We start from the raw sequence: 22,081 nt of genomic DNA, 5'->3' as shown, positions 1-22,081 counted from the left end.
ATAATGATATATTATTAATGATGTAATTTAAATATTAAAATTTTATTTACATTATTAATGACTTATTATTGGTAAAGGCTTAAAAGTTGTATTTCCTGAATGGCACACAAGTTCAAGGATATGAAAAATTTAGTTAAAAATTTTGCGGCAATTTTTTGCTTAGTGTCGATTTGTACCTATTCTATGAATAGCAGGGAATTAAATGAAATTCCTCCTTCGTACAGATATACGGAGAGATCAGTGTTTACGGGTGATACATTACATAGACCCGGTAGTAGAGTAGAAGCAGTCCAGGACTGGACAAAAGCCCCCAACAGCTATATTTTTGACCCCGACCAAAGTAGTGAAGGTCTCCTGATTCCTGTAAAAAAGGGCTATGTTATGTGGAAAGATGATAAATACATAAAAGCCGGCGGAATCCCTTCAGGGAAGGTGACTGCGGATGTATTGTGGGAAGACACTCATGGATTGATTAAATCAGGACCCGGATACTCGCTGGAGATGCTGGACTCTGATCAGGATGCTAAAATAAAAGTTCCCATCAACAAAACAAAAAAAGGAAATGCCGTTATTGCCCTGAGGGTCGACGGAGAAATCTTCTGGAGTTGGCATATCTGGGTAACAGACGATCCTACCAATGGGTCTGCTTATAAAAGCTTTACCAATATTACAAGAATGAAATCAGACGGAACGGTCGAGCAAATTCCTGATTCCGACTGGAAATGGATGGATCGTAATTTAGGAGCTTTGAGCGAATCTATCACTTCTTCAGACTGGAACAGAAACAATGGACTGCTCTATCAGTGGGGTAGAAAAGACCCGATTCCGCCTTTGGTAACAAGAGGGAATGATTTCTATGAGGTGTCCGGTTCTATAGGAAGGGTAAGGCACAGAGGTGCGAAAAATTTTGACGGAGCCGTGAGTATTGATAACCTTACAAAATTGGTTCCGCTTGCCAGCGCGGAGGTTGCCAATAATATCAGGATTTCCGTGAAAAACCCGTTAAGCCTCATCTATGTAAATAAAGACGACAACAGCGGGCAGGCATATTATAATAACAACGTGAACCTTCCGGTCAATTGGTTCGGACGGTATGCCGGAATTCCCGATAGTAGGCTTTCAGAGCTTAATCTTTGGTCAGATAATTCCCAAGGGATGATCACAACAGGATATAATAACGATAGCAGTGCACAACCTTACAGGGATAAATCTCCCTACGATCCATGTCCGAACGGGTGGAGGATGCCTTCAATGCTTGTCGCGAATTTAGCATCTCAATCTTACATCGATGATATCAGGATAGATTTTTCCCCTTTCGGAGTTCGAACGAATATGTCTAAAAATGTTTTTGAAACAAATAAATACCACATCATAAAACCTACAGATAATGGTGTTCCTGCATTTATGACAGGATTTCGGGTTTATCCTAACCTTGGTTTTGATCTCTCGAATGTTGGCGGAAGTAATATGGGGATTTTCCCCGGAACAGGACAGCTCATCAGGAATGCCCACGTAGGACAGTATACCGATCAGCACCATACTGCTTTGTGGACAGCAACAATGGCCAGGCACTTTGATGCATCTCCGGCAGTAATCACCAGGGGGCTTTTTATGCTCCCTGATAAAGGACAACCGGATATTCCGGATCCTAATTATCCTAATATTAAAGGGAGGTATTTCTATATGCCAATGTCGGGAATGTATACTTCCGAAGCGAATGGTTGCCGATGTATCAAAGATCCGCTTTATATCGTAGACCGTTATGATTTTCCTTCTGAATACCTCCCTTCTGCTTCAGAATACATAGAGGGATTGAATAACCCCAATACCTATCAGTTCGTTAAAAATACCCAGCCATATACTATAGAAATTCCTGTAAGTAAAGCTTTCTCAGTGCAGAGTCAGCTTTTGAATAACCCGGAAATACTGAATCCATCCAGTTTTAGTAATTTAAAGGCAAATGTGCTTTGGACCACCAATACGGCTCTGGTCAACAGGATTTCAGTCATTAATCCTTCTCCTTCTTCACTTCAGGGGATCAATGAATCCAGGATTTCAGTTTTAATCAACCCGAACCAGAGCGGGAATGCGGTAGTAACATTACACAACGGGAATATTTCTTCTCCGGTATACTGGAGCTGGCATATCTGGATCACAGATTCTTCTCTCGGATCTTTTAATTATACAACGGAAGCTCCGGTTGCTGAGGCTGTGAACTATGTGAACTACGTAACTAAGGCAGATGTTGTGCTTCAAACAGAATTCATGGATAGGAATCTGGGGGCAGTAGATGCTTTCCCGATGGTTGCGAATGGGCTTACGCCCACCACTGCAGAGCTTGCAAAAATCAGAGCCTCTACAGGAATGCATTATCAGTGGGGAAGAAAAGACCCAATTCCTACCTTTCAAAATGCGGATAATAAAGCTGCGTTCAATATATTTTTAGGGGCAGCATCAGATAATGGGGCAGTGGCTTATACTACCCTTACAGCTGCTATGTATAATAATATGCAAGGAAATTATATTATCCCTTACAATGCCTATGCTGCCGTTTCAAATGTGCAGACTACGGACAGACCGGCAGAAAAAATAGCCAAAGCACTGTCCTATTCAGTAAAGAACCCTCTGGTATATATGATCCCAAGTTCTTTTGCTCCCTATAACAGTACAATACCCAATTATACCAACGGAACAGACTGGCTGGCTGATGAACCGAATCTTGCTGCAGACCGATGGGGTAGAGGGGGAAAGAAATCTCCTTTTGATCCATGTCCGGAAGGTTGGAGAATCCCTGATATTACAAGTGCGGCATTGGTTTCTAATCAGGATTTTGGACAGTCTCCATGGTATAAAAAAGACAAAAAAATAGGCACTTTTTATAATGTCATGACAGACTATTCAGGGATTAGAGTGAGAAATCCGTCCACAACTTCTACCATAGGCTATATGTTTGTGGGGGCATCATATGTGGTAGGGAATTTTCCGGATTCAGGAACACGTGGCTTTAGAAGTGTTCTTGCGAATCAATCTTCGCAGGGAACCTTTAATACCGTTAATTTCCAATACCCTGGGGTTTGGACGGGAGCTCTGGCAGCCAACTATCTGGGAAGATCAGTCAATGTTTTATTTGATGCAGCCTCTACAGCCAACCGCTTTATTGCCTTTAATGATAATAATGATCCATATTTCGGGACGAGTTGCCGATGCGTGAGGGTGAAGTATGATACTGACGGAAATGAGGCAGGTCCTATTCCCAAACTGCAGGTCGCAGTCATGGCTTCCGGTAAGCAGGCTGACGTGCTGAACAATGCTGAGGTAAAAGAAAAAGTAAATGAAAACAAGATTTCTTTATTCCCGAATCCGGTAAAGGATGTTCTTTATATCAGTGCATCGCAAGAAAGAGGCTATTACTATCAGATCTATAATATGTCCGGTCAGTTGGTAAGGTCAGGACAGTTCGAAAATGGAAAAACAGATGTATCTGTTCTTCCTTCAGGAATATATTTAGTAAGAATTAATAATTCTGAAAAGATGGTAAAAATAATCAAACAGTAAAGCTTTAAAAATGCAGTAGCAGAGCAGAATAGGGTTTCCTGTTCTGCTTTTTTATGTCTTCCATATACTTTGCATCTATCAGCATTGATGAAAAATTCTATATTATCTATTTTATTGAAGCTGAATTTTGCCCTAAACTGTACGCTCTAAAGGACTTGATATGCCTAAAAAAGCCCTTGGAAGCGCATGTTAAACGTATCTAAATATTAAATTAAACTGTTTTAACAAAAAGTATATAATAAAAAAGCTTTACTTTTGCAAAAAATTTTTTTAGAATGTCGAAAAATTTAGTAATCGTAGAGTCCCCGGCAAAAGCAAAAACTATTCAGAAATATTTAGGGAAGGATTTCGAAGTGAAATCAAGTTTCGGACACATCCGTGATCTTCCAAAAAAAGGAATGGGAATAGACCTTGCCACATTCAGTCCTGATTACGAAGTTTCGGCTGATAAAAAGAAACTGGTAGCAGAATTAAAGGCTGCCGTAAAGAAAGCTGAGATGGTATGGCTGGCTTCCGATGAGGACCGCGAAGGAGAGGCTATTGCATGGCACCTTGCGGACGAATTAAAATTAAAGCCTGAAAACAGAAAAAGAATTGTTTTCCACGAGATTACTAAAAATGCCATTCTAAAAGCCATTGAAAACCCAAGAGATATTGATCAGAATCTGGTAAATGCTCAACAGGCGAGAAGAGTTCTGGACAGAATTGTAGGTTTTGAAATGTCTCCGGTTCTTTGGAAAAAAATTAAACCGGGTCTTTCCGCAGGAAGAGTACAGTCTGTAGCTGTAAGATTAATTGTAGAAAGAGAAAAAGAAATCCGTGAGTTTGTTCCAAAAGCAAGTTTTAAACTGGATGGAATCTTCTTAAATAAAACCGAGCAGGAAATTTCTGCTAAACTAAAAAAAGACTTCGAAAAAGAAGAAGACGCAGAAAAATTCCTTGAAAAAGCAAAGACTACAGAATTCAAAGTTCTGAATGTTGAAACAAGACCGGGAATACGTTCTGCATCTGCACCATTTACTACATCCACGCTGCAGCAGGAGGCTTCTTCAAGATTGGGGTATAATGTAACCAATACGATGCGTCTTGCACAGAGATTGTACGAAGAAGGGTACATTACCTATATGAGAACTGACTCTGTAAACCTTTCTCAGGAAGCTATCGAAGGAGCGAAAAAACAGATCACTTCAGAGTACGGATCTGAATATTCTTCACCAAGAAACTACACAACAAAATCTGCTTCCGCACAGGAAGCCCACGAAGCAATTCGTCCCACTGATTTTGCTGTGAAAAGTATCAGTGATGTTCAATTAAACAGATTATACCAATTAATATATAAAAGAACACTGGCTTCACAGATGGCTAATGCCAAAATTGAGAAGACGGTCATTGAAATAGGAAATGCATCGTTGCCCCAGCATTTTGAAGCGCAGGGAGAGGTGATCATTTTTGATGGTTTCCTAAAAGCTTACGGGATTGTAAAGACAGAGGACGATGATGAAGAAAACAACGAAAAGCTTTTACCTAAAGTAAGTGTAGGTGAAATTTTAAGTTATAAAAAGATTATAGCTTCAGAAAAATTCACAAGACCAAGCGCGAGATATACGGAAGCTGGACTGGTGAAAAAACTGGAAGAACTAGGAATTGGACGTCCATCTACCTATGCACCGACCATCCAGACCATCCAAAACAGAGAATATGTAGACAAAAGAGAGATCGATCCTCACACCCGTGAAGTGGTTAAAATGTCTCTGATAAAAGATAAAATCAAAAAAGAAGTTCTTGAAGAAAAATTCGGGGGCGACAAAAATAAATTTGTCCCTACGGATATTGGTGAGGTAGTGAATGACTTCTTAACGGATAATTTCAAGGAAATTCTGGACTACGGATTTACCGCAAGAGTAGAAGAAAGTTTTGACGAAATTGCCAACGGAGATCAGAAATGGAAGGAGATGATGACCAATTTTTACTCAAAATTCCACCCGAGAATTGAAGATGTAGAAGAAAATGCTGATCGGGCGAATGGTGACAGACTTCTTGGAGTAGATCCTAAAACTGGTAAAAATGTTCACGCAAGAATCGGAAGATTCGGAGCGATGATTCAGATTGGTGAAACTGAAGATGAAGAAAAACCTATTTTCGCTTCATTGATGACCGGACAGAATATTGCAACCATTTCCTTAGCTGAAGCACTGGAGCTTTTCAAACTTCCGTTTGAACTTGATGAATTTGAAGGACAGGGGGTTTCTGTAGGCGTGGGAAGATTTGGCCCTTATGTAAAGTGGGGTGAAACATTTATCAGCATTCCAAAAGGAGAAGATCCTCTTGCTGTGAGCCAGGCGCGTGCAGAAGAGATCATCAACGAAAAGAAAAAAGCGGATGCACCTATTGCTACTTACAAAGGAGATCCGGTAACCAAAGGAACCGGAAGATTCGGACCGTTTATCAAATACAAGGACTTGTTTATCAATGTTCCGAAAAAATATAATTTTGAGAGCCTTTCACAAAGCGACATCAACGAACTCATTGATGCCAAGCTAGAAAAAGAAGCCAACCGATACATTCAGCAATGGGAAAAAGAAAAGATCTCTATCGAAAATGGGAGATGGGGTCCTTTCGTGAAATTCGGAAAAGCAATGTTCAAGATCCCGAAGAAAAAAGATGATACAAAATATGAGGCTGAAGAGCTGAAAGATGTGTCTTTGGATGAGGTGAAAAAATGGATCACAGATCAGGACAAAAATGCTTTTGTAGAGAAAAAGAAGCCAGCCGCAAAGAAACCGGCAGCGAAGAAAACAACTGCTGTGAAAAAGCCAGCAGCCAAAAAGAAGTAATCTTAAAATAAATATACAAAGCCGTTAACAATATGTGTTGACGGCTTTTTTTATGAACAAAAATGCCACGGCATAGGAACTTGCTGTGGTTTTTTTGTATGTTTGTTCAGTAAAGCAATTAGTAAATTAACCTATTCTCAAGTTTTCAGATTAAAAATATGGATTTTGAAGATTTTATCATTTCACCAAGAAATTTCAAAGCAGAAAGCTGGCAGATCGGCAGTAAGATTACGAAAGATATAAAAGAAGACAGTATCGTTCTTCTCTTTGTTTCGGATTACAGAGGAGCGGGCGGCGATGCGGAAGTACAGGATTTTACAGCAGTCAGAAAAGAGTTTTATAAGCTTTCACAGCTGGATTTTGAAATTCCTGTAGTAGATCTTGGAGATCTTGTTTCCGGGAAATCTGTTCAGGATTCCCATTACATTCTGCAGGAAGTTTTATCGGCATGCCATTACAAAAGAGCCCTCCCGGTGATTATCGGAGGATCCAACGATTTTGCTTTCTCACTATTCTCAACATTGAATTTTCATAAGAAAAATATCAATTATACCCAGATCAGCAATATTATTTCCCTTCAGCAGGGTGAGGCTATCAATGAACATACTTTTTTGGGAAAGATATTAGGGTCTAAAAATTTCTCGATCAAAAACTACCACCACTTAGGATATCAGAAGCATCTGAACGAAGCAGATTCAATAAGACTCATCAAAGAAGTTGAATTTGATATCATCCGTCTGGCTGAAATGATGAATTCAACAGAAAAAACAGAACCGTTTTTCAGGAAAACAGATTTGGTAACCTTAAACTGTGATGCCATTGAAAGCTTTAGTGAACCCTTTTCTATGAATCCTCAGGTGAACGGATTGAATAGGAGAGAGATCTGTGCCTATATGAAAGAAATAGGATTGAGCGAAAACTTAAAGTCTGTAGGGATTTTTAATTATAATATCTATTCCGAAAATCAGTTAAATCATCAGCTACTGGCACAAATGATCTGGTATCTGATCGAAGGAATCAACATCCAGCGGTCTCATCCCAGAGAAAGACATTATGAGCTCTTCTATGTTTTGATAGATGAAGATCAATATGCTTTCAAACGGGATACCTTCAGCAATTTATGGTATTTTGGGGATGATGACAATATAGAAAACTGTATTCCATGTTCCAGGAAAGATTTTGAAGAAGCAAAAAGGGGAACGCTTAATCCCAGGCTGACCTTTTAAGTATACACAAGATGAAAAAAAAGATAGTATTAAGTATTGTTCTGCTGACCGGAGTGTTCTGCTTCGTATATTTCTGGAATAAATATTCCTATGCAGGAGAGGAAAATTATTTTTCTTCCGATACAAAACCTGAAACCGGGCTACAGATTGGTATTATTGGCGACAGTTGGGTCGTGAGGCAAAATTTAGATTCCCTTCTGGAAAAGAAACTTTTGGATAAAGGAGTTCAGTCGGAAATCTATTCATCCGGAAATCCAGGCGCCAAGACTAAAAGGATTTATGAAAATCTTTTTAAGGACGATGGAGAAGAGTTTTCTTCCAAAAAAGTAATTGAGAAAAAACCGGATTACTGCATTGTAATTGCTGGGGTCAATGATGCAGCAACCCATGTAGGGCCTGAATTTTACACCCATCATATGGTGATGATCATTAAAACGTTGTTGCATTATAACATCAAACCTGTTGTGGTTTCTCTTCCTGAATTTGGAGTCGAAGAAAATTTTAAAAATAAAAATATAATAAGCAGTCTTAGCAACAGAGGAGCCGAATTATTTTTAAACGGAGGAACAGAATTTAAGATACCTGATTATAGAAATGCCCTCCTAGAGGAATTAAAACGAAACGGACTGGATAAAAAAGTGGCCATTTTAAATTTCGATGAAATAAGCAGAGATTTTGATAAAAACCGGGATCTCTATGCAGATCCGCTTCATTTAAATAAACAGGGCTATCAGAAATTCAGTGAATTTTTGGCAAAAGGAATCGTTAATTTAGCAGAAACAAAATGATGGTTTCAATTATAGTTCCCGTGTATAATGTAGAGAATTATCTGGCTAAATGTCTGGACTCTCTTGTGAATCAAAGTCTTCAGGATGTTGAAATTGTGGTTGTTAACGATGGAAGTAAAGATAACTCCGGACTGATCATTGAAGAGTATGCTAGGAAATTTCCTGGAAAAATAAAAGCGTTTACCAAAGAGAACGGAGGTTTAAGTGATGCCAGAAATTTTGGATTAGATAGAGCTTCAGGAGAATATATAGGTTTTGTGGATAGTGATGATTATGTCATAAACACAATGTTTGAAGAAATGTTGCAGTTGGCAGAAAAGCATGACGCCAAAATGGTTATCTGTAATATCCAGAAAGTAGATCAGAACGGAAAAGTTGTCCAGAAACTGACGCAAATTCCCAATATGCCTGAAAAGATTGAATTGGAAGATCATTTTTCAGTTTTTTCGGATCTTAGCTATTTTGCCTGCAATAAGCTGTTTAAAAAAGATCTCTTTGCTGATAAAAGGTTTAAAAAAGGAGTTCATTTTGAAGATATTCAGCTGATACCGCAGCTGCTTCTTGAGTGCAAAGTTGTGGCTCAGACGCAGAATTTTCATTATCAGTACCTGGAGCGTACAGATTCTATTACGAAAACCCATACCGAAAAAGGACTTGATATCCTGAAAGCCGTGAAAGATGTGGAATCTGGATTTGAAGGATCAGAATATTCCCATAAAAGGAAAGAGCTGAAAAACTTTCAGATTTTTGAAGGCGTATACTCTTTTCTTGCTTATGTGGCTTTTGTGAAGAACGAAGAAATTTTCAATACAATGACTGATGAATTGGCCATTTTTATGGAAGAAAGAAAAATAAAAATTCAAGATATATTGAGCTATAGTCGTTTCGGTAAGAATTATCTTTTATCTTTGTCGGTGAAAAAAAAGATTTTTTATCTGTTGTTTTTTGCCGGACAAAAGAAATTGATAAGAAAAATGTTATAACACAAATGATAAGTACAATTGTTTCGGTCATCAATAAAACTTTGACAGAGAGTTTCTTATGAAGCGTCTTGAGAAGTTTTATCAGAGGCATTAATGATGTACTTGATAAAAAAAAATGAAGAATTTTGAATTGTTCTTAAGCGAATCAGGAATTTCTATTTTTTACGTGAAAATAGGACTGGGTTTTCTGTTCGCTTTTTTAATTACCTATTTCTCCATTCCTACCATCATTAAAATATCCAGAAGAAAGAATCTTATGGATGAGCCAGGGATAAGGAGTTCTCACCTCAGGAAAATCCCTAATCTTGGAGGGATTGCCATTTTTTACTCGATCGGAATCTCCGCATCGATCTTTGCCTATGAGCTATTTGATCTCTATAAATTTTTATTTGCCTCATTAATTATCCTTCTTTACATTGGAGTAATGGACGATATCGTTGTGATGCGAGCGTATAAGAAACTGGTAGCGCAAATCATTGTATCATCGCTTATTGTAATTGGATCGGATATCAGAATCAAAAGCCTTTTTGGGATATTGGGGATATATGAACTTGGTTATATTGTAAGTATATTGTTCAGCATCATTACCTTTATTGTCCTGATCAATGCATTCAATCTGATTGACGGAATAGACGGATTGGCCGGTGGATACTCTGTTATTTGCAGCGGTTTGTTCGGAATAAGCTACTATCGGTTGGGAGAATATAACTATCCATTAGTAGTTTTGTCAGCGATTATTATAGGAACTGTACTGGCATTTCTGTACTATAATCTATCTAATTACAGAACCAATAAAATATTTATGGGGGATACGGGATCAATGCTTCTCGGTTTCCTGCTGGCTTTTACATCCATCTGTTTCATCGATATTTTCATAGATAAAGAACTTCCCAATGTTCCGAGGTATCACCTTCAGTCAGCTCCGGCTATTGCGGTAGCTATTCTTATTTTGCCTATAGTAGACACCTTAAACGTGATCATTGTAAGGCTATGTAATAAAAAATCACCTTTTGATGCCGATAAAAACCATATCCATCACAAATTGCTCAAACTAGATCTTACGCACAGACGTTCCACATTTTATATCATTGTTTATTATCTGATGATCGTAACGGTAGCTTATTATTTAAGGCATATCAATATAAATCTGCTTCTGCTGATAATCATTTTGCTAGGTTTTTTTGGTGCCTACCTCCCAGATATTATTTATCGTTTACGAAATAATAAGAAAATATCAATTTAATTTTTACTTTTGCAAACAACATTCAAATATGATGAAGAACTTAAAGTATTTATTTTTAATATTACCCTTTTTTATTACATCCTGCATCACCAAAAAAGATGTAAGGTATATGCAGCCCAGCGAAAGCCTTGTAATCAATGAGGAAGGACTTATTCCCTACAATATTCCTACCTACAGAATTACAAAGAATGACATTCTTAATCTCAATATTGTAACCACTCCTAAGGGAGATGCAGCTCAGTTTTATTCATCTCTAAATTCATCAGGTGGAGTTAACGGTGGTAATAATACCGCATCAGCAGGTGCTGGAGGTGGTACTGGCGGCTCATCTGTGGGAGGAAACGTGAATTTTTATTTTAACGGACTGAAGGTGGATTCCAAAGGAGATATTAATGTATTCGGAATAGGATATGTTAAAGCTGAAGGAAGAACACTTGAAGACATTACGCAGGAGCTTCAGGAAAAAGTAAATGAAAACTTTCAGGAAGGAAAGGCTGAAGTAAGGCTGAATACAAACGGGATCACGTATTATATTTTGGGAGATGTAGAAACTACAGGTCTTTCAGGAGAAAAGGTAGTACACAAAAACACACTTACAATCACGGAGGCACTTGCTATTAATGGAGGTCTGAACAGAACGATAGATAGAAGAAATATAGTTATTCACAGAAAACTGCCGGAAGGAATCAAAAAAGCAACAATAGACCTTACTCGCGAAGATATTATGAATTCGCCTTACTATTATATACAGAATGGTGACGAGATCTATCTGAATACCAGAGGAAAGAGCTTGAACGGATTTGGGAAAGATCCTGTACAAACTTTAGTTACTGGGGTATCGGTGATTACTACAGCATTATCAATTTACCTGCTTCTTAAAAACCTTTAACCATGATTCCAGAAAAAGACACCAAAGTAGGGAAAAGTGAACTCCAGAAGGAAAAGTACGGATCGTTTGCATTATTTGATATTGAACATTTTCTGAGAAGAATACTCAAAAACTGGTACTGGTTTGTATTTATGCTGTTGATCGGCTATGTTATTTCCTGGGTATACAGTAAATATTATGCACAGAATATTTATGCTTCAAACCTTTCTTTGAGCATATCCAATAATACTTCCAGCTATTTTACACCTAACCAGTCTATCAACTTTATCTGGGGACAGAACGGAAATCAAGATGGAGTTTATCTTAAAAAAATGCTTTTATCAAGATCTCATAACGAGTTTTTGGTTAAAGAACTGGATCTTTTTGTTAATTATTCTACCAAAGGAGTAATCAAATCAACGTATATTGATAAAACAGATTCGCCGATCTTTCTGCAAGTAGATAAAAAACACCTTCAGCAGATTAATTATCCTATTACGCTGATTCCAAAAGGAGGAGACTCCTATGAGGTAGTTCTTCCGGCAGAAGGACAGTCTACCAACCTGTATAGTTATGAAACAGAAGGTTTTCAGTCTATTAATGGATACAGCAAACCAGCGAATAAGATCATAAAAATTAATGAATGGTTTAATTCTCCGAATCTTAGATTCAGATTGCTTAAGAACACGGAGACTCCTAAAATAAAAGTTGATAATATTATTGTAACACTTGGTTCTGTAAACCAGAGTGTTAATGATATTGTTTCTACAATAGGAGTAGAATTTGATAAGGAGATCGCTACGATCATGATTATCAATAAAAAAGGATTTAATCTCAACAGTACTGTAAATTTCTTAAATAAATCAGTAGAGGAACTTCAGAAAAAAAGACTTGCCGATAAAAATATAGTTAATAAAAATACAGATCTTTATCTACAGAATAATATAGATAATATCCGCAAAAAACTAGATTCAAGTGCTACAGCTCTGAACTATTTAAAAACTTCAGAAAAACTTTATAATATTAAAGACAGAGACGAAAAGTCTTTAGATAAAATAAAAGACCTTGAAGCGAAGAAAGCTGATATTGTAAGTAAGATCAGCTCACTGAACAATATTAAAAATACTTTACAGGCTCAAGATTTTGATAAAATGATCAGTACCAATGCTGCCGGTTTTGAAGACGGATTTTTTTCTGCTTCTGTGACAGAGCTTAAAGCTTTATACATGAAGAAAAGAGAAATGTCAACCATCTACAAACCGAACTCTGAGCCTATTAAAGAAATAAACAGACTGATTGATGAAGCAAGATCAGGATCTTCTGGTACTTTGAGAAATTATTATACGAAATATTATGATGAGATCAGTAAAATAGACCGACAGGTGGCAGAAGCAAATATCGATCTGAATTCATATCCTGAAAAAGAAAGAAAATATCTGGATGCAGAAAGAGGATACAGTATGATTGAAGCCACCTATAATAGCCTTTTGGGAAGACAAAATGAGGCGCAGATGAAAGTGGCTACCAACCAGTCTGATATCACGGTAATAGATCCTGCCAAGAACCTGGGACAGGCTCCGATAGGTCCGAATATCAAAGCGATAAAGCTGGCAATTATGACCGGACTGCTATTACTTCCATTATTATTCATTCTCATCGGGGAAGCATTAGATAACAAAATCCGAAATATCAAAGAATTGTTGAGTGCAACGAAGATTCCGCTTCTGGGTGTGATTGGAAACAACAGCAATGAGAATATGCTTACCGTTTTGGAACAGCCTAAATCATCAGTATCAGAAGCCTTCAGAGGGATAAGAGCAAGCATGAGATTTCTGATGGAAAACAATAAGGAAGAAGGGAAAGGAAAAACCATTTTGGTTACTTCATCCATTGGAGGAGAAGGAAAAACATATATTTCGATCAACTTGGCTTCAGTAATAGGATTAAGTGATAAAAAAACAATCCTGCTTGGGATGGACCTTAGAAAGCCTAAGATTTTCGGGGATTTTAAAATCGATAATAAATATGGGATCTCCAACTATCTTACAGGAGAAGTTGAAATCGAGCAGATCATCAATAAAACCAAAATTCCTAATCTGGATGTTGCGACTTCCGGACCTATCCCTCCCAATCCTTCAGAACTCTTAATGAGCGAAAGAAATTTCAGATTTTTAGAAGAGTTGAAGGAGAAGTATGATTTTATCATTATCGATTCGCCGCCGGTAGGTCTGGTAGCTGACTCATATGAGCTGATGAAATATTCTGATGCCAACATATATGTGGTGCGTCACGAATATACAGAAAAATATATGCTGAAAATGATTACGGAGAAGTATCACAATGAAGAAATTAATCATTTAGGTATTATTTATAATGACTATAATACAAAACAAGGCTATGGATATGGCTACGGATATGGATACGGTTACGGCTATTTCGATGAAGACAAAAATTATAAAGAACCATTATTGATAAAAATACGAAATAAGGTACAGACAATATTTAATAAAAAATAGCGTTTTAAACCCTCAGCAAATGGGGGTTTTTTAATACGTTCAGTATTTGGAATCTAAGGAAAAAAGAATATTTTTGCCACTTTGCCGTTTACTTTATAACAAATTATGTTTTTTTGTTTATTTTTAACTATACATTAAGAATATCATTAATATAAAAATGTTTTATATTTGCAAAAATTAAATTTTAAAATAACCATAAATCCATATTCTTTTATGAATAAAAAATTATTGTTTAGCTTTCTTGCCCTCCTTGGAATGGTAAGTGTTAAAGCACAAAGAAACGAATTGGGAGTTCGTCTAGGGATGAGTAACCTAGTGGGGGACATTGGAAGGACCAATTACATTTTACAAAAGCCGTTGGATTTAGACAGGATGTCAGAATGGGGATTCCCATTTTATGGAGGTTTATTATATAGATTTAATTTTAACCCGCACCAAACCGTTAGATTGGACTTAGGTTACAACCAGATCCAGTTTAGCGATAAAGCTGCAAAAGAAGAATATAGAGTGAATAGAAACTCATACGGAAAAAACAATGTATACGAAACCAGCTTAATGTTCGAATACAACTTTTTCCCTATCAATAACGAGCAGGTAAGCATGGTGAGCCCATACATCTTCGGAGGTATCGGTGCTTTGATGTTTGATGCTCCTAAAGCTAATCTTGTCCATGACTTTAGAAGAGATGCAGACGGAGTAGCACAGGCTCCTCTTAATGAACTGGATTTTAAAAGTACTCCGGAATACACATTAGGAAAAAAAGTAACAATGCATATCCCTTTTGGGGTAGGTTTAAAATATAAGTTCAACCATAGCTGGGCTATATTTGCAGAAGCTACATTCAGATATACATTAACAGATCAGTTGGATCACAGCAGAATTATGTCTAAAGATGTAACTTCCAGCTTTAATGCAGATATCCTGGATCCTACTACAGGCGGTTCGCTGCTACAGTCAGGAAACTATTATGCAGTCTCTAAAGAAAGAGAGCAAGAACTTATTAACAAAAGAAATATAGGGGATGAAAGGTCTAAAGACTGGATGAATACTTTTAGTTTAGGACTAAGTTATTCATTCGGAAGACCTCCATGCTATTGTGATTAATTAATATGTCGTTGATTAAAGATAAAATAAATTCTGAGAATTTACCGAAACACGTCGCCATCATTATGGATGGCAATGGAAGATGGGCAAAAACTCGTGGCGAAGAAAGAACCTTCGGACACAAGAATGCCATTAATGCAGTAAGAAATGCTATTAATGCCTGTAATGAGATTGATATACCCTATTTAACACTGTATACATTTTCTTCTGAAAACTGGAGCCGTCCTGCAGATGAAGTAAGTACACTGATGAATCTGCTGGTGGAAACCTTATTGCTGGAAGCCGAAGAAATTTTCAGCAAAGGCCTTAGAATGCATGTTATAGGCAATCTGGGAAAACTGCCTCTCCTGGTGAGAGAACAGCTTGAAAGGGTTGTAGAACTTACCAAAGAAAACACAAAAGGCAATTTAGTGCTGGCAATAAGCTACGGTTCACAGAACGAAATGTTAGATGCGGTAAAGAATATCAGCTCTGATGTGAAAGAAGGAAAAGTTGATGTTGAAAATATCGATGAAAAACTATTCGAAAGTTATCTGTATACAAAAGACTTTCCTCCTGTAGACCTTCTAATCAGAACAAGTGGTGAAATCAGAATAAGCAACTTCCTTCTTTGGCAGATTGCTTATGCAGAACTACAGTTTTTAAATGTCCTATGGCCAGATTTTACAAAAGATATCTTTTTCCAGTGTATTGTTGATTATCAAAACAAAGAAAGAAGATACGGATTGACTGGCGATCAGATAAATGCCCAATAAATTTAAAGAAAAGAAAGACTCGATAAAATGAAGTTTAGACTATTACCCATCATAATGTTTGCTGCTTCGGCGCATTTTTATGGACAAGTAACTCCTCAGGACAGCACTAAAGTAAATAGCGCTGTACATGCAGAAAATGAAGCAGGAACTTACACTCTTAAAGACATTGTTGTAGATGGGGTAAAAAAATACACGCCGGCACAGATCTTACGATTTACGGGCTTAACGAAAGGCGAAGTTGTAGATATTCCAGGACAGAAAATCAGTAACGCTGTTAAAAAGCTTTGGGATACCCAGTCTTTTTCAGAAGTTGAAGTGTATGTTCAGAGTATTGAAGGGCAAACCATAATTTTAAGATTCTACTTAGAAGACCTTAAAGAACTTGGTGAAGTAAAATTCACAGGTAAAGGGATCGGTAAATCTAAAAACGAAAAGCTAACTAAAGACAACAATCTAAAGCCTGGAACAAAGATCACCCAAAACCTGATCTCTGGCCTTAAGACTAAAGTTCCTAAGGATTACGTGAAAAAAGGTTTTGCTGATGCTAAAATTACCATCCAGGATAAGGTGAATGCAAACGATCCGTCTATGGTAGACTGGACCATCAATGTAGAAAAGGGCAAAAGAATAAAAATTGACCATATCGAATTTGAGGGTAATCAGAGCGTTACCGATGCTCAGCTTAGAAAAAAAGCTTTCAAAGAAACCAAACAGAGAAGATTTGGGATTGGTGGAATTCTGAAGTCTTCTAAATTTATTGAAGAAAAATATCAGGAAGATAAGCAAAGCCTTGTAAGCTACTATAACTCTTTGGGATATAGAGATGCTGCTATTGTTTCAGATTCCGTATGGAGAAATAAAAGAAATAACTACGAAATCAACGTAAAATTAAACGAAGGGAAAAAGTATTATATCGGAGATGTTACATTCACCGGAAATACAGTGTATCCTACAGAATATTTACAGAGATTACTAGGATATAAAAAAGGAGATATCTACGACGCCGTAGGTTTCAATAAAAAAGTAGGAGAAGACGGAGGTAAAGAAGACGATTCAGACATTAAATCGATGTATATGAATAACGGTTACCTTTTCTCTAATATTACACCGGTAGAAAAATCGGTGTCCGGAGATGCGGTCAATCTTGAGATCAGAATTAATGAAGGAGAACAGGCTACCTGGAATAAAGTAACATGGCAGGGGAATACAACCACCCATGATCATGTTGTACTGAGAGCTTTAAGAACAAAACCGGGGCAGCTTTTCAAAAAAACAGAAATTAAGAGAACTTATTTTGATCTGGCAGGTATGTCGTTCTTTGATCCACAGCAGGTAGGTCAGGATATTCAGCCAAACCAGCAGGATAATACCGTAGATATCAACTGGAAGCTGGTTGAAAAAGGTTCTTCTCAGGTTCAGTTACAGGCAGGTTACGGTGGTAACAGCTTTATCGGTACCTTAGGACTTACATTCAACAACTTCTCTCTGAAAAACTTCCTTAAATTTAAAGACTTTAAGCCGGTACCTCAGGGAGATGGTCAAACCTTATCTATCCAGGCACAGGCAGGACAGTATTTCCAAAATTATGGGATTTCATTTAGTGAACCATGGTTGTTTGGAACGAGACCTACTGCGCTTTCAGTAAGTTTAAACACTTCCAGAGTAAAATATAATGACAGTAATGGAGGTGATCAGAAGCTTAACATCTTCTCCGCATCAGTTGGTCTTAACAGATTACTGAACTGGCCGGATGATTATTTCTCATTATACACAGGAATCCAGTTCCAGAATTATAAATTCAGTAACTATCCATTCCAGTTTGGAGATACAACAGAATACTACGGGGATGCCAATAACTTAAGTCTTAACTTAGGTTTAAGCAGAAACTCCGCAGGTCTTGACCCTATCTTCCCAACAACGGGTTCAAATATTGAAGTTTCCGCGAAAATGACCGCACCTTACTCATTGTTCAGTAATAAAGATTATTCTACAATGTCACCGGTTGACAAATACAAGTGGATGGAATTCTACAAAATCAAGTTCAAAGCCGACGTTTATAACGAAGTTGCTGGAAAGCTGGTATTGAGATCTTCTGCTGAAATGGGATTCATGGATGGATACAATAAAAAACTGGGTGCTCCGCCATTCGAAAGATTCTATGTTGGAGGTACAGGTTTATTTGGTGGTAGATATGACGGTCGTGAATTGATTCCTTTAAGAGGTTACGAAAATGCATCTACATATGGAGGAGAACCTGACGATATTACACAAAAAGGTGGGGGTACAATCTATAATAGATTTACATTAGAGCTAAGATACCCGATCTCAATGAATCAGACCGCTAAGATTTATGCACTTACCTTTGCTGAAGGGGGTAACGTATGGAACTCATGGAGTACCTACAATCCATTCCAGTTGAAAAGATCAGTAGGTGTTGGAGTTAGAGTATACATGGGGGCGTTCGGTTTGATCGGATTTGACTTTGCTTATGGATTTGATAAAACTGTTTCAGGAACACAGCCATCTGGATGGAGAAACCACTTCTTGATGAACCAATCATTATAATTCATACCTATGAAGAACTTTAAAATCATTTTCACATTTGTATTTTTACTGCTTTTCGGGTTTTCAAATGCCCAGAAAATAGGAGTGGTAGATACCGAGTATATTTTAAATAAATTACCTCAATACAAAGAAGCCGAAGCAAGATTAAATTCACAGATCGATACCTGGCAGTCAGAACTTCAAAATCTGCAGTCTGAGTACGAAAGAAAAAAAGCGGCATTTGAAAGTGAAAAAGTTTTGCTTATCGGAGACCAGCTAAAGCTTAGAGAGAAAGAAGTAGTCGATCTCGATAAAAATATAAAAACAACAACAAGCTTACGTTTTGGAGCCAATGGCGAAATTACAAAGCTGAGAACAAATCTGGTTGTGCCGTTTCAGGATCAGATCTGGGGCGCTGTGAAAACAGTGTTCGAGAAGAACGGCTTAGGCATAGTTATTGATAAAAGCAACACTAATGTTATTATTCATCAGCCAAGATTTGATTATACAGAAAAAGTATTGGATGTCTTATTAAAAGGATCGAATGGATCTGATAAAAAAGAAAAGAATAGTAGTAAAAGTAAAAAGTAACTTTTAAATTAACTTTTACCTAAAATTGAAATCTAAAAACAAATTAAATTATTTATTTTACCAATTATGAAAAAATTAAGTGTATTATTTGCCGCGGTAATAATGGTTGTATCGGTAAGTATGGCAAAAGCTCAGAAATTAGCTACTGTAGATTTAATGGGGGTTCTTAATGCAATGCCTGAAAAGAAAAAAGCAGATACTGACATAAAAGCTTTCTTAGATGCAAAACAAGCTGAGATCAAGAAAAAAGCAGATGCAGGACAGGCTAAATTGAAGCAGTACAGTGAGGAAGCTCCTAAGAAAACTGCTGACGAAAACAAAGCTAGAGAAGTAGAATTACAGAAGATTCAGGAAGAGATTGCTCAAATGCAAGAAAAAGCTCAGAAAGATCTTCAGGGTAAGCAAGATGTTGCTTTCGGGCCTATCGAGAAAAAACTGAACGATGCTATCGAAAAAGTAGCTAAAGCTAGCGGATATGAATTCATTATGGATGCAAACTCTGCAGCATTGGTTTACAAATCAGGTGCAGACGCTACAGCTGCTGTTAAGAAAGAATTAGGGATCAACTAATAAATTAACAAAGTTTTATAAATTAACCGCCTCTTTTAGGGGTGGTTTTTTTATTTTTGCGCTATGGAAAGAGAAGTATCAACGACCGTTAAAGTGAGATTCAGCGATTGTGATCCGATAGGACATTTGAATAATGTAAAATATTTGGACTATATGTTCAATGCCAGAGAAGATCATGTAGAAACATTTTATGGATTCACATACGAAGAATATACCAAGAAGACAGGATGCACATGGATTGCCATTCAGAATGAGATCGCTTATTTAAAAGAAGTGAGATACAATACTCAGGTTGTAATCAGCAGCAAGACCATAGAAGTCCAGGACCGAACGGCTAAGGTAGAAATACTGATGAAAAGCCTGGATGAAAAAACAGTTCATGCCGTACTATGGGTTACTGTGATCTATTTCAATCTCAAAACAAGAAAATCAGAAGTTCACCCCGAAGACATAAAAGAAACTTTTCATAAGTTCTATGTCGACCTGGAGCAGAAAGATTTCCAGCCAAGAGTAAAGTTTTTAAGATCTCAAAACGCGAAAAATTCGTAACCACCTGGACAAAGAGAAATAATCTTTTATGATGAAAGCATATATTTTCTTTTAGCAGTACATTTGATACGTAAAATAATAAATTACAGATGAAAAAAATAGCAGTAATAGGAAGCAATGGGCAGTTAGGTAACTGCATCAGAAAAATAGCCACTGATTTTGAAAATTCCTATGAATTCATATTTACAGATTCTCAGACCTTAAATATTACAGACGAAGATCAGATCAATGATTTCTTCTACGATAACAAACCTGATTACTGTATCAATGCATCAGCATACACAGCGGTTGATTTAGCTGAAAAAGAAATTGATAAAGCATTTGCCGTAAATGCTGATGGAGTCGGATACCTTGCCCAGGCCTGTGTAGATCATAAAACTATTCTGATCCACATTTCCACCGATTATGTATTTGATGGGGATACCAACCTTTCCTACTCAGAAGATGATTTCACCAACCCAACCGGAATATATGGTGAGTCAAAAAGAAAAGGAGAAGAACTGGCATTGGAAATCAATCCAAAAACCATTATTTTGAGGACTTCTTGGCTCTATTCAGAATTTAATAAGAATTTTGTTAAGACAATGCTGAACCTTTTTTCTCAAAAGGACGAATTGGGAATTGTTGCTGACCAGTTTGGGCAGCCCACCAATGCGAATGATCTCGCAGAAGCCATCATGGATATCATCCAAACGCCAAACAAAACCTTCGGTATTTTCCATTTCTCAAACTATCCGGAAACTACCTGGTTTGAATTTGCTAAAAAGATTGCCGAATTTTCGAACTCTTCAGTGAAATTAAATCCGTTAACCACAGAACAATATCCTACGCCTGCAAAAAGACCGGCCAGAAGTACCATGTCTTTAGATAAAATAGAAGAGATTTATAAAGTAGAAGCGAAGCACTGGGAAAATAGCCTCGAAGAATCTGTAAAAATACTTACACAACAATAATTATGAAGAATCTAGCAGTTGCCTTTTCCATGTTGTGTGTCCAGCTTTGTTGTGCACAGAATGTATACCTTTCGAAAGTTGAAAAAACAAACGACAATACAGACAAATTCCTCTATAAAAAAACTGAAGCTACAAAGGGTGCCGAATATTTAGGGGAAATTGAAGTTCAGGGATTCTCAAATGATGATGCGGCTGTTTTTTCCTTAATATATAAGAAGGCAAAAGAAATAGGGGCCAATACATTCTCATTTAAACCTTTCGAAAATATAGATGGAGCTCCGCAACCCCTCAATCCTGCAAATTATAAAATTGCTCTATACTATACTCCCAAAGAAAATTTAACAGGCCAGAAAGGGGTGCTTTATGTTTTTGCTTCCTCAGATAAAGATCAAAAGATTAACATCAATAGGAAGGATTATATACTCACACCAAGATCTTATCTTACACAGAATATCATTCCCGGAGAAGTATATACCATATCAACAAAAAAACTGTTGGGTTCCACGATTAAAGTTCAGGCCAAAAACAATGATGAAAACCTTTATTTTCAGGTTTCATCTGCAAAAGTTAAATCAGATACCTCTGGAACGGGCGGTTTAAACCTAAAATCAGGTGATATTATCGGATTGGAAAAGTCCTATGCAGAATTTTTGAGCCTGATATATATACAAAATAAACAGTAGAACTGAAGTTGGAGCTAAAAGGGAAGATTAAATTAAACATTAGTTTAAATTTTTATCACTGCTTATCAGGAGTTTATGATTTAATATTACAAAATGATGAATTTTATGTTAAATAAGTTTGTTTTGCGTTGTGATAAGTTGTTATCTTTGCCCCACTGAAAAACGCAAGTTATTTAGTAGCACAGAAGAGCTTTTAGATAAGCGATACTATTTAAGAAAATGCTTTTGGATATATAGAAAATGCTTTTACAATTTTTAGAGATAAAAGTTGCGGGAGTTAAAAAATTTTGTATCTTTGCAGTCCGGTTAAACGGAGCGC

Annotated in this window: 16 protein-coding genes; all 16 read left to right on the top strand. The window is 37.0% G+C overall.

All coding sequences use genetic code 11. The features are described 5' to 3' along the window. Positions 1 to 183 precede the first annotated feature (183 nt). The 16 genes from NZD88_RS11640 to NZD88_RS11565 all read left to right on the top strand — a co-directional run bounded on the left by NZD88_RS11640 (position 184) and on the right by NZD88_RS11565 (position 21,762). Positions 184 to 3,555, top strand: coding sequence for a T9SS type A sorting domain-containing protein (locus tag NZD88_RS11640; protein WP_259829294.1), 3,372 nt, complete (start codon positions 184 to 186; stop codon positions 3,553 to 3,555). Between the two features lie 275 nt (positions 3,556 to 3,830). After that, positions 3,831 to 6,389, top strand: coding sequence for a type I DNA topoisomerase (gene topA, locus NZD88_RS11635; protein ID WP_259829293.1), 2,559 nt, complete (start codon positions 3,831 to 3,833; stop codon positions 6,387 to 6,389). A 158-nt stretch (positions 6,390 to 6,547) separates the two neighbouring features. Beyond that, positions 6,548 to 7,615, top strand: coding sequence for a formimidoylglutamase (locus NZD88_RS11630; protein WP_259829292.1), 1,068 nt, complete (start codon positions 6,548 to 6,550; stop codon positions 7,613 to 7,615). A gap of 11 nt (positions 7,616 to 7,626) precedes the next feature. Further along, on the top strand, positions 7,627 to 8,403 hold the full coding sequence (locus NZD88_RS11625; RefSeq protein ID WP_259829291.1) for an SGNH/GDSL hydrolase family protein: 777 nt from the start codon (positions 7,627 to 7,629) through the stop codon (positions 8,401 to 8,403). Then, on the top strand, positions 8,400 to 9,386 hold the full coding sequence (locus NZD88_RS11620; protein ID WP_259829290.1) for a glycosyltransferase family 2 protein: 987 nt from the start codon (positions 8,400 to 8,402) through the stop codon (positions 9,384 to 9,386). Before NZD88_RS11625 ends, NZD88_RS11620 begins: the two co-directional genes overlap by 4 nt. A gap of 115 nt (positions 9,387 to 9,501) precedes the next feature. Beyond that, positions 9,502 to 10,629 (top strand): glycosyltransferase family 4 protein, encoded by a 1,128-nt coding sequence (locus NZD88_RS11615; RefSeq protein WP_259829289.1) that lies wholly within the window; start codon positions 9,502 to 9,504, stop codon positions 10,627 to 10,629. A 28-nt stretch (positions 10,630 to 10,657) separates the two neighbouring features. Then, the gene (locus tag NZD88_RS11610; protein WP_259829288.1) at positions 10,658 to 11,518 is read left to right on the top strand and encodes a polysaccharide biosynthesis/export family protein; all 861 of its coding nucleotides are present in this window, start codon (positions 10,658 to 10,660) and stop codon (positions 11,516 to 11,518) included. Positions 11,519 to 11,520: 2 nt separating this feature from the next. After that, positions 11,521 to 14,013 carry an exopolysaccharide transport family protein gene (locus NZD88_RS11605; RefSeq protein WP_259829287.1) on the top strand — a complete coding sequence of 831 codons (2,493 nt, stop codon included), beginning with the start codon at positions 11,521 to 11,523 and terminating at the stop codon, positions 14,011 to 14,013. A 213-nt stretch (positions 14,014 to 14,226) separates the two neighbouring features. Then, complete coding sequence (gene porG / locus NZD88_RS11600; RefSeq protein ID WP_259829286.1) at positions 14,227 to 15,117, top strand: type IX secretion system protein PorG; 891 nt, start codon at positions 14,227 to 14,229, stop codon at positions 15,115 to 15,117. Between the two features lie 5 nt (positions 15,118 to 15,122). Then, positions 15,123 to 15,872: a polyprenyl diphosphate synthase gene (gene uppS / locus NZD88_RS11595; protein WP_169234036.1), complete on the top strand. Its 750-nt coding sequence runs from the start codon at positions 15,123 to 15,125 to the stop codon at positions 15,870 to 15,872. Between the two features lie 27 nt (positions 15,873 to 15,899). Next, entirely contained in the window at positions 15,900 to 18,437 is a 2,538-nt protein-coding gene (gene bamA / locus NZD88_RS11590; RefSeq protein WP_259829285.1) for an outer membrane protein assembly factor BamA, read from the top strand. A gap of 9 nt (positions 18,438 to 18,446) precedes the next feature. Further along, the gene (locus tag NZD88_RS11585) at positions 18,447 to 19,007 is read left to right on the top strand and encodes an OmpH/Skp family outer membrane protein (protein WP_169234034.1); all 561 of its coding nucleotides are present in this window, start codon (positions 18,447 to 18,449) and stop codon (positions 19,005 to 19,007) included. 66 nt (positions 19,008 to 19,073) lie between these two features. After that, complete coding sequence (locus NZD88_RS11580; RefSeq protein WP_169234033.1) at positions 19,074 to 19,577, top strand: OmpH/Skp family outer membrane protein; 504 nt, start codon at positions 19,074 to 19,076, stop codon at positions 19,575 to 19,577. Positions 19,578 to 19,640: 63 nt separating this feature from the next. Continuing rightward, complete coding sequence (locus tag NZD88_RS11575; protein WP_169234032.1) at positions 19,641 to 20,126, top strand: acyl-CoA thioesterase; 486 nt, start codon at positions 19,641 to 19,643, stop codon at positions 20,124 to 20,126. Between the two features lie 89 nt (positions 20,127 to 20,215). Beyond that, positions 20,216 to 21,079 carry a dTDP-4-dehydrorhamnose reductase gene (gene rfbD, locus NZD88_RS11570; RefSeq protein WP_259829284.1) on the top strand — a complete coding sequence of 288 codons (864 nt, stop codon included), beginning with the start codon at positions 20,216 to 20,218 and terminating at the stop codon, positions 21,077 to 21,079. A gap of 2 nt (positions 21,080 to 21,081) precedes the next feature. After that, positions 21,082 to 21,762, top strand: coding sequence for a hypothetical protein (locus NZD88_RS11565; RefSeq protein WP_259829283.1), 681 nt, complete (start codon positions 21,082 to 21,084; stop codon positions 21,760 to 21,762). Positions 21,763 to 22,081 lie beyond the last annotated feature (319 nt).

It is taken from the genome of Chryseobacterium pyrolae (genome assembly GCF_025153485.1).
GTDB lineage: Bacteria > Bacteroidota > Bacteroidia > Flavobacteriales > Weeksellaceae > Chryseobacterium > Chryseobacterium antibioticum.
The sequence above is the reverse complement of the archived record's forward strand: the minus strand, read 5'-3'. Positions and strand labels throughout refer to the sequence as shown.

What these genes read in the sequence shown, in the direction of transcription:
- bamA (WP_259829285.1), top strand. Translation starts at nt 15,900, where the DNA reads ATGAAGTTTAGACTATTACCCATCATAATGTTTGCTGCTTCGGCGCAT.
- NZD88_RS11565 (WP_259829283.1), top strand. Translation starts at nt 21,082, where the DNA reads ATGAAGAATCTAGCAGTTGCCTTTTCCATGTTGTGTGTCCAGCTTTGT.
- porG (WP_259829286.1), top strand. Translation starts at nt 14,227, where the DNA reads ATGAATAAAAAATTATTGTTTAGCTTTCTTGCCCTCCTTGGAATGGTA.
- topA (WP_259829293.1), top strand. Translation starts at nt 3,831, where the DNA reads ATGTCGAAAAATTTAGTAATCGTAGAGTCCCCGGCAAAAGCAAAAACT.
- NZD88_RS11640 (WP_259829294.1), top strand. Translation starts at nt 184, where the DNA reads ATGAATAGCAGGGAATTAAATGAAATTCCTCCTTCGTACAGATATACG.
- rfbD (WP_259829284.1), top strand. Translation starts at nt 20,216, where the DNA reads ATGAAAAAAATAGCAGTAATAGGAAGCAATGGGCAGTTAGGTAACTGC.
- NZD88_RS11610 (WP_259829288.1), top strand. Translation starts at nt 10,658, where the DNA reads ATGATGAAGAACTTAAAGTATTTATTTTTAATATTACCCTTTTTTATT.
- NZD88_RS11605 (WP_259829287.1), top strand. Translation starts at nt 11,521, where the DNA reads ATGATTCCAGAAAAAGACACCAAAGTAGGGAAAAGTGAACTCCAGAAG.
- NZD88_RS11615 (WP_259829289.1), top strand. Translation starts at nt 9,502, where the DNA reads ATGAAGAATTTTGAATTGTTCTTAAGCGAATCAGGAATTTCTATTTTT.
- uppS (WP_169234036.1), top strand. Translation starts at nt 15,123, where the DNA reads ATGTCGTTGATTAAAGATAAAATAAATTCTGAGAATTTACCGAAACAC.
- NZD88_RS11620 (WP_259829290.1), top strand. Translation starts at nt 8,400, where the DNA reads ATGATGGTTTCAATTATAGTTCCCGTGTATAATGTAGAGAATTATCTG.
- NZD88_RS11575 (WP_169234032.1), top strand. Translation starts at nt 19,641, where the DNA reads ATGGAAAGAGAAGTATCAACGACCGTTAAAGTGAGATTCAGCGATTGT.
- NZD88_RS11625 (WP_259829291.1), top strand. Translation starts at nt 7,627, where the DNA reads ATGAAAAAAAAGATAGTATTAAGTATTGTTCTGCTGACCGGAGTGTTC.
- NZD88_RS11630 (WP_259829292.1), top strand. Translation starts at nt 6,548, where the DNA reads ATGGATTTTGAAGATTTTATCATTTCACCAAGAAATTTCAAAGCAGAA.
- NZD88_RS11585 (WP_169234034.1), top strand. Translation starts at nt 18,447, where the DNA reads ATGAAGAACTTTAAAATCATTTTCACATTTGTATTTTTACTGCTTTTC.
- NZD88_RS11580 (WP_169234033.1), top strand. Translation starts at nt 19,074, where the DNA reads ATGAAAAAATTAAGTGTATTATTTGCCGCGGTAATAATGGTTGTATCG.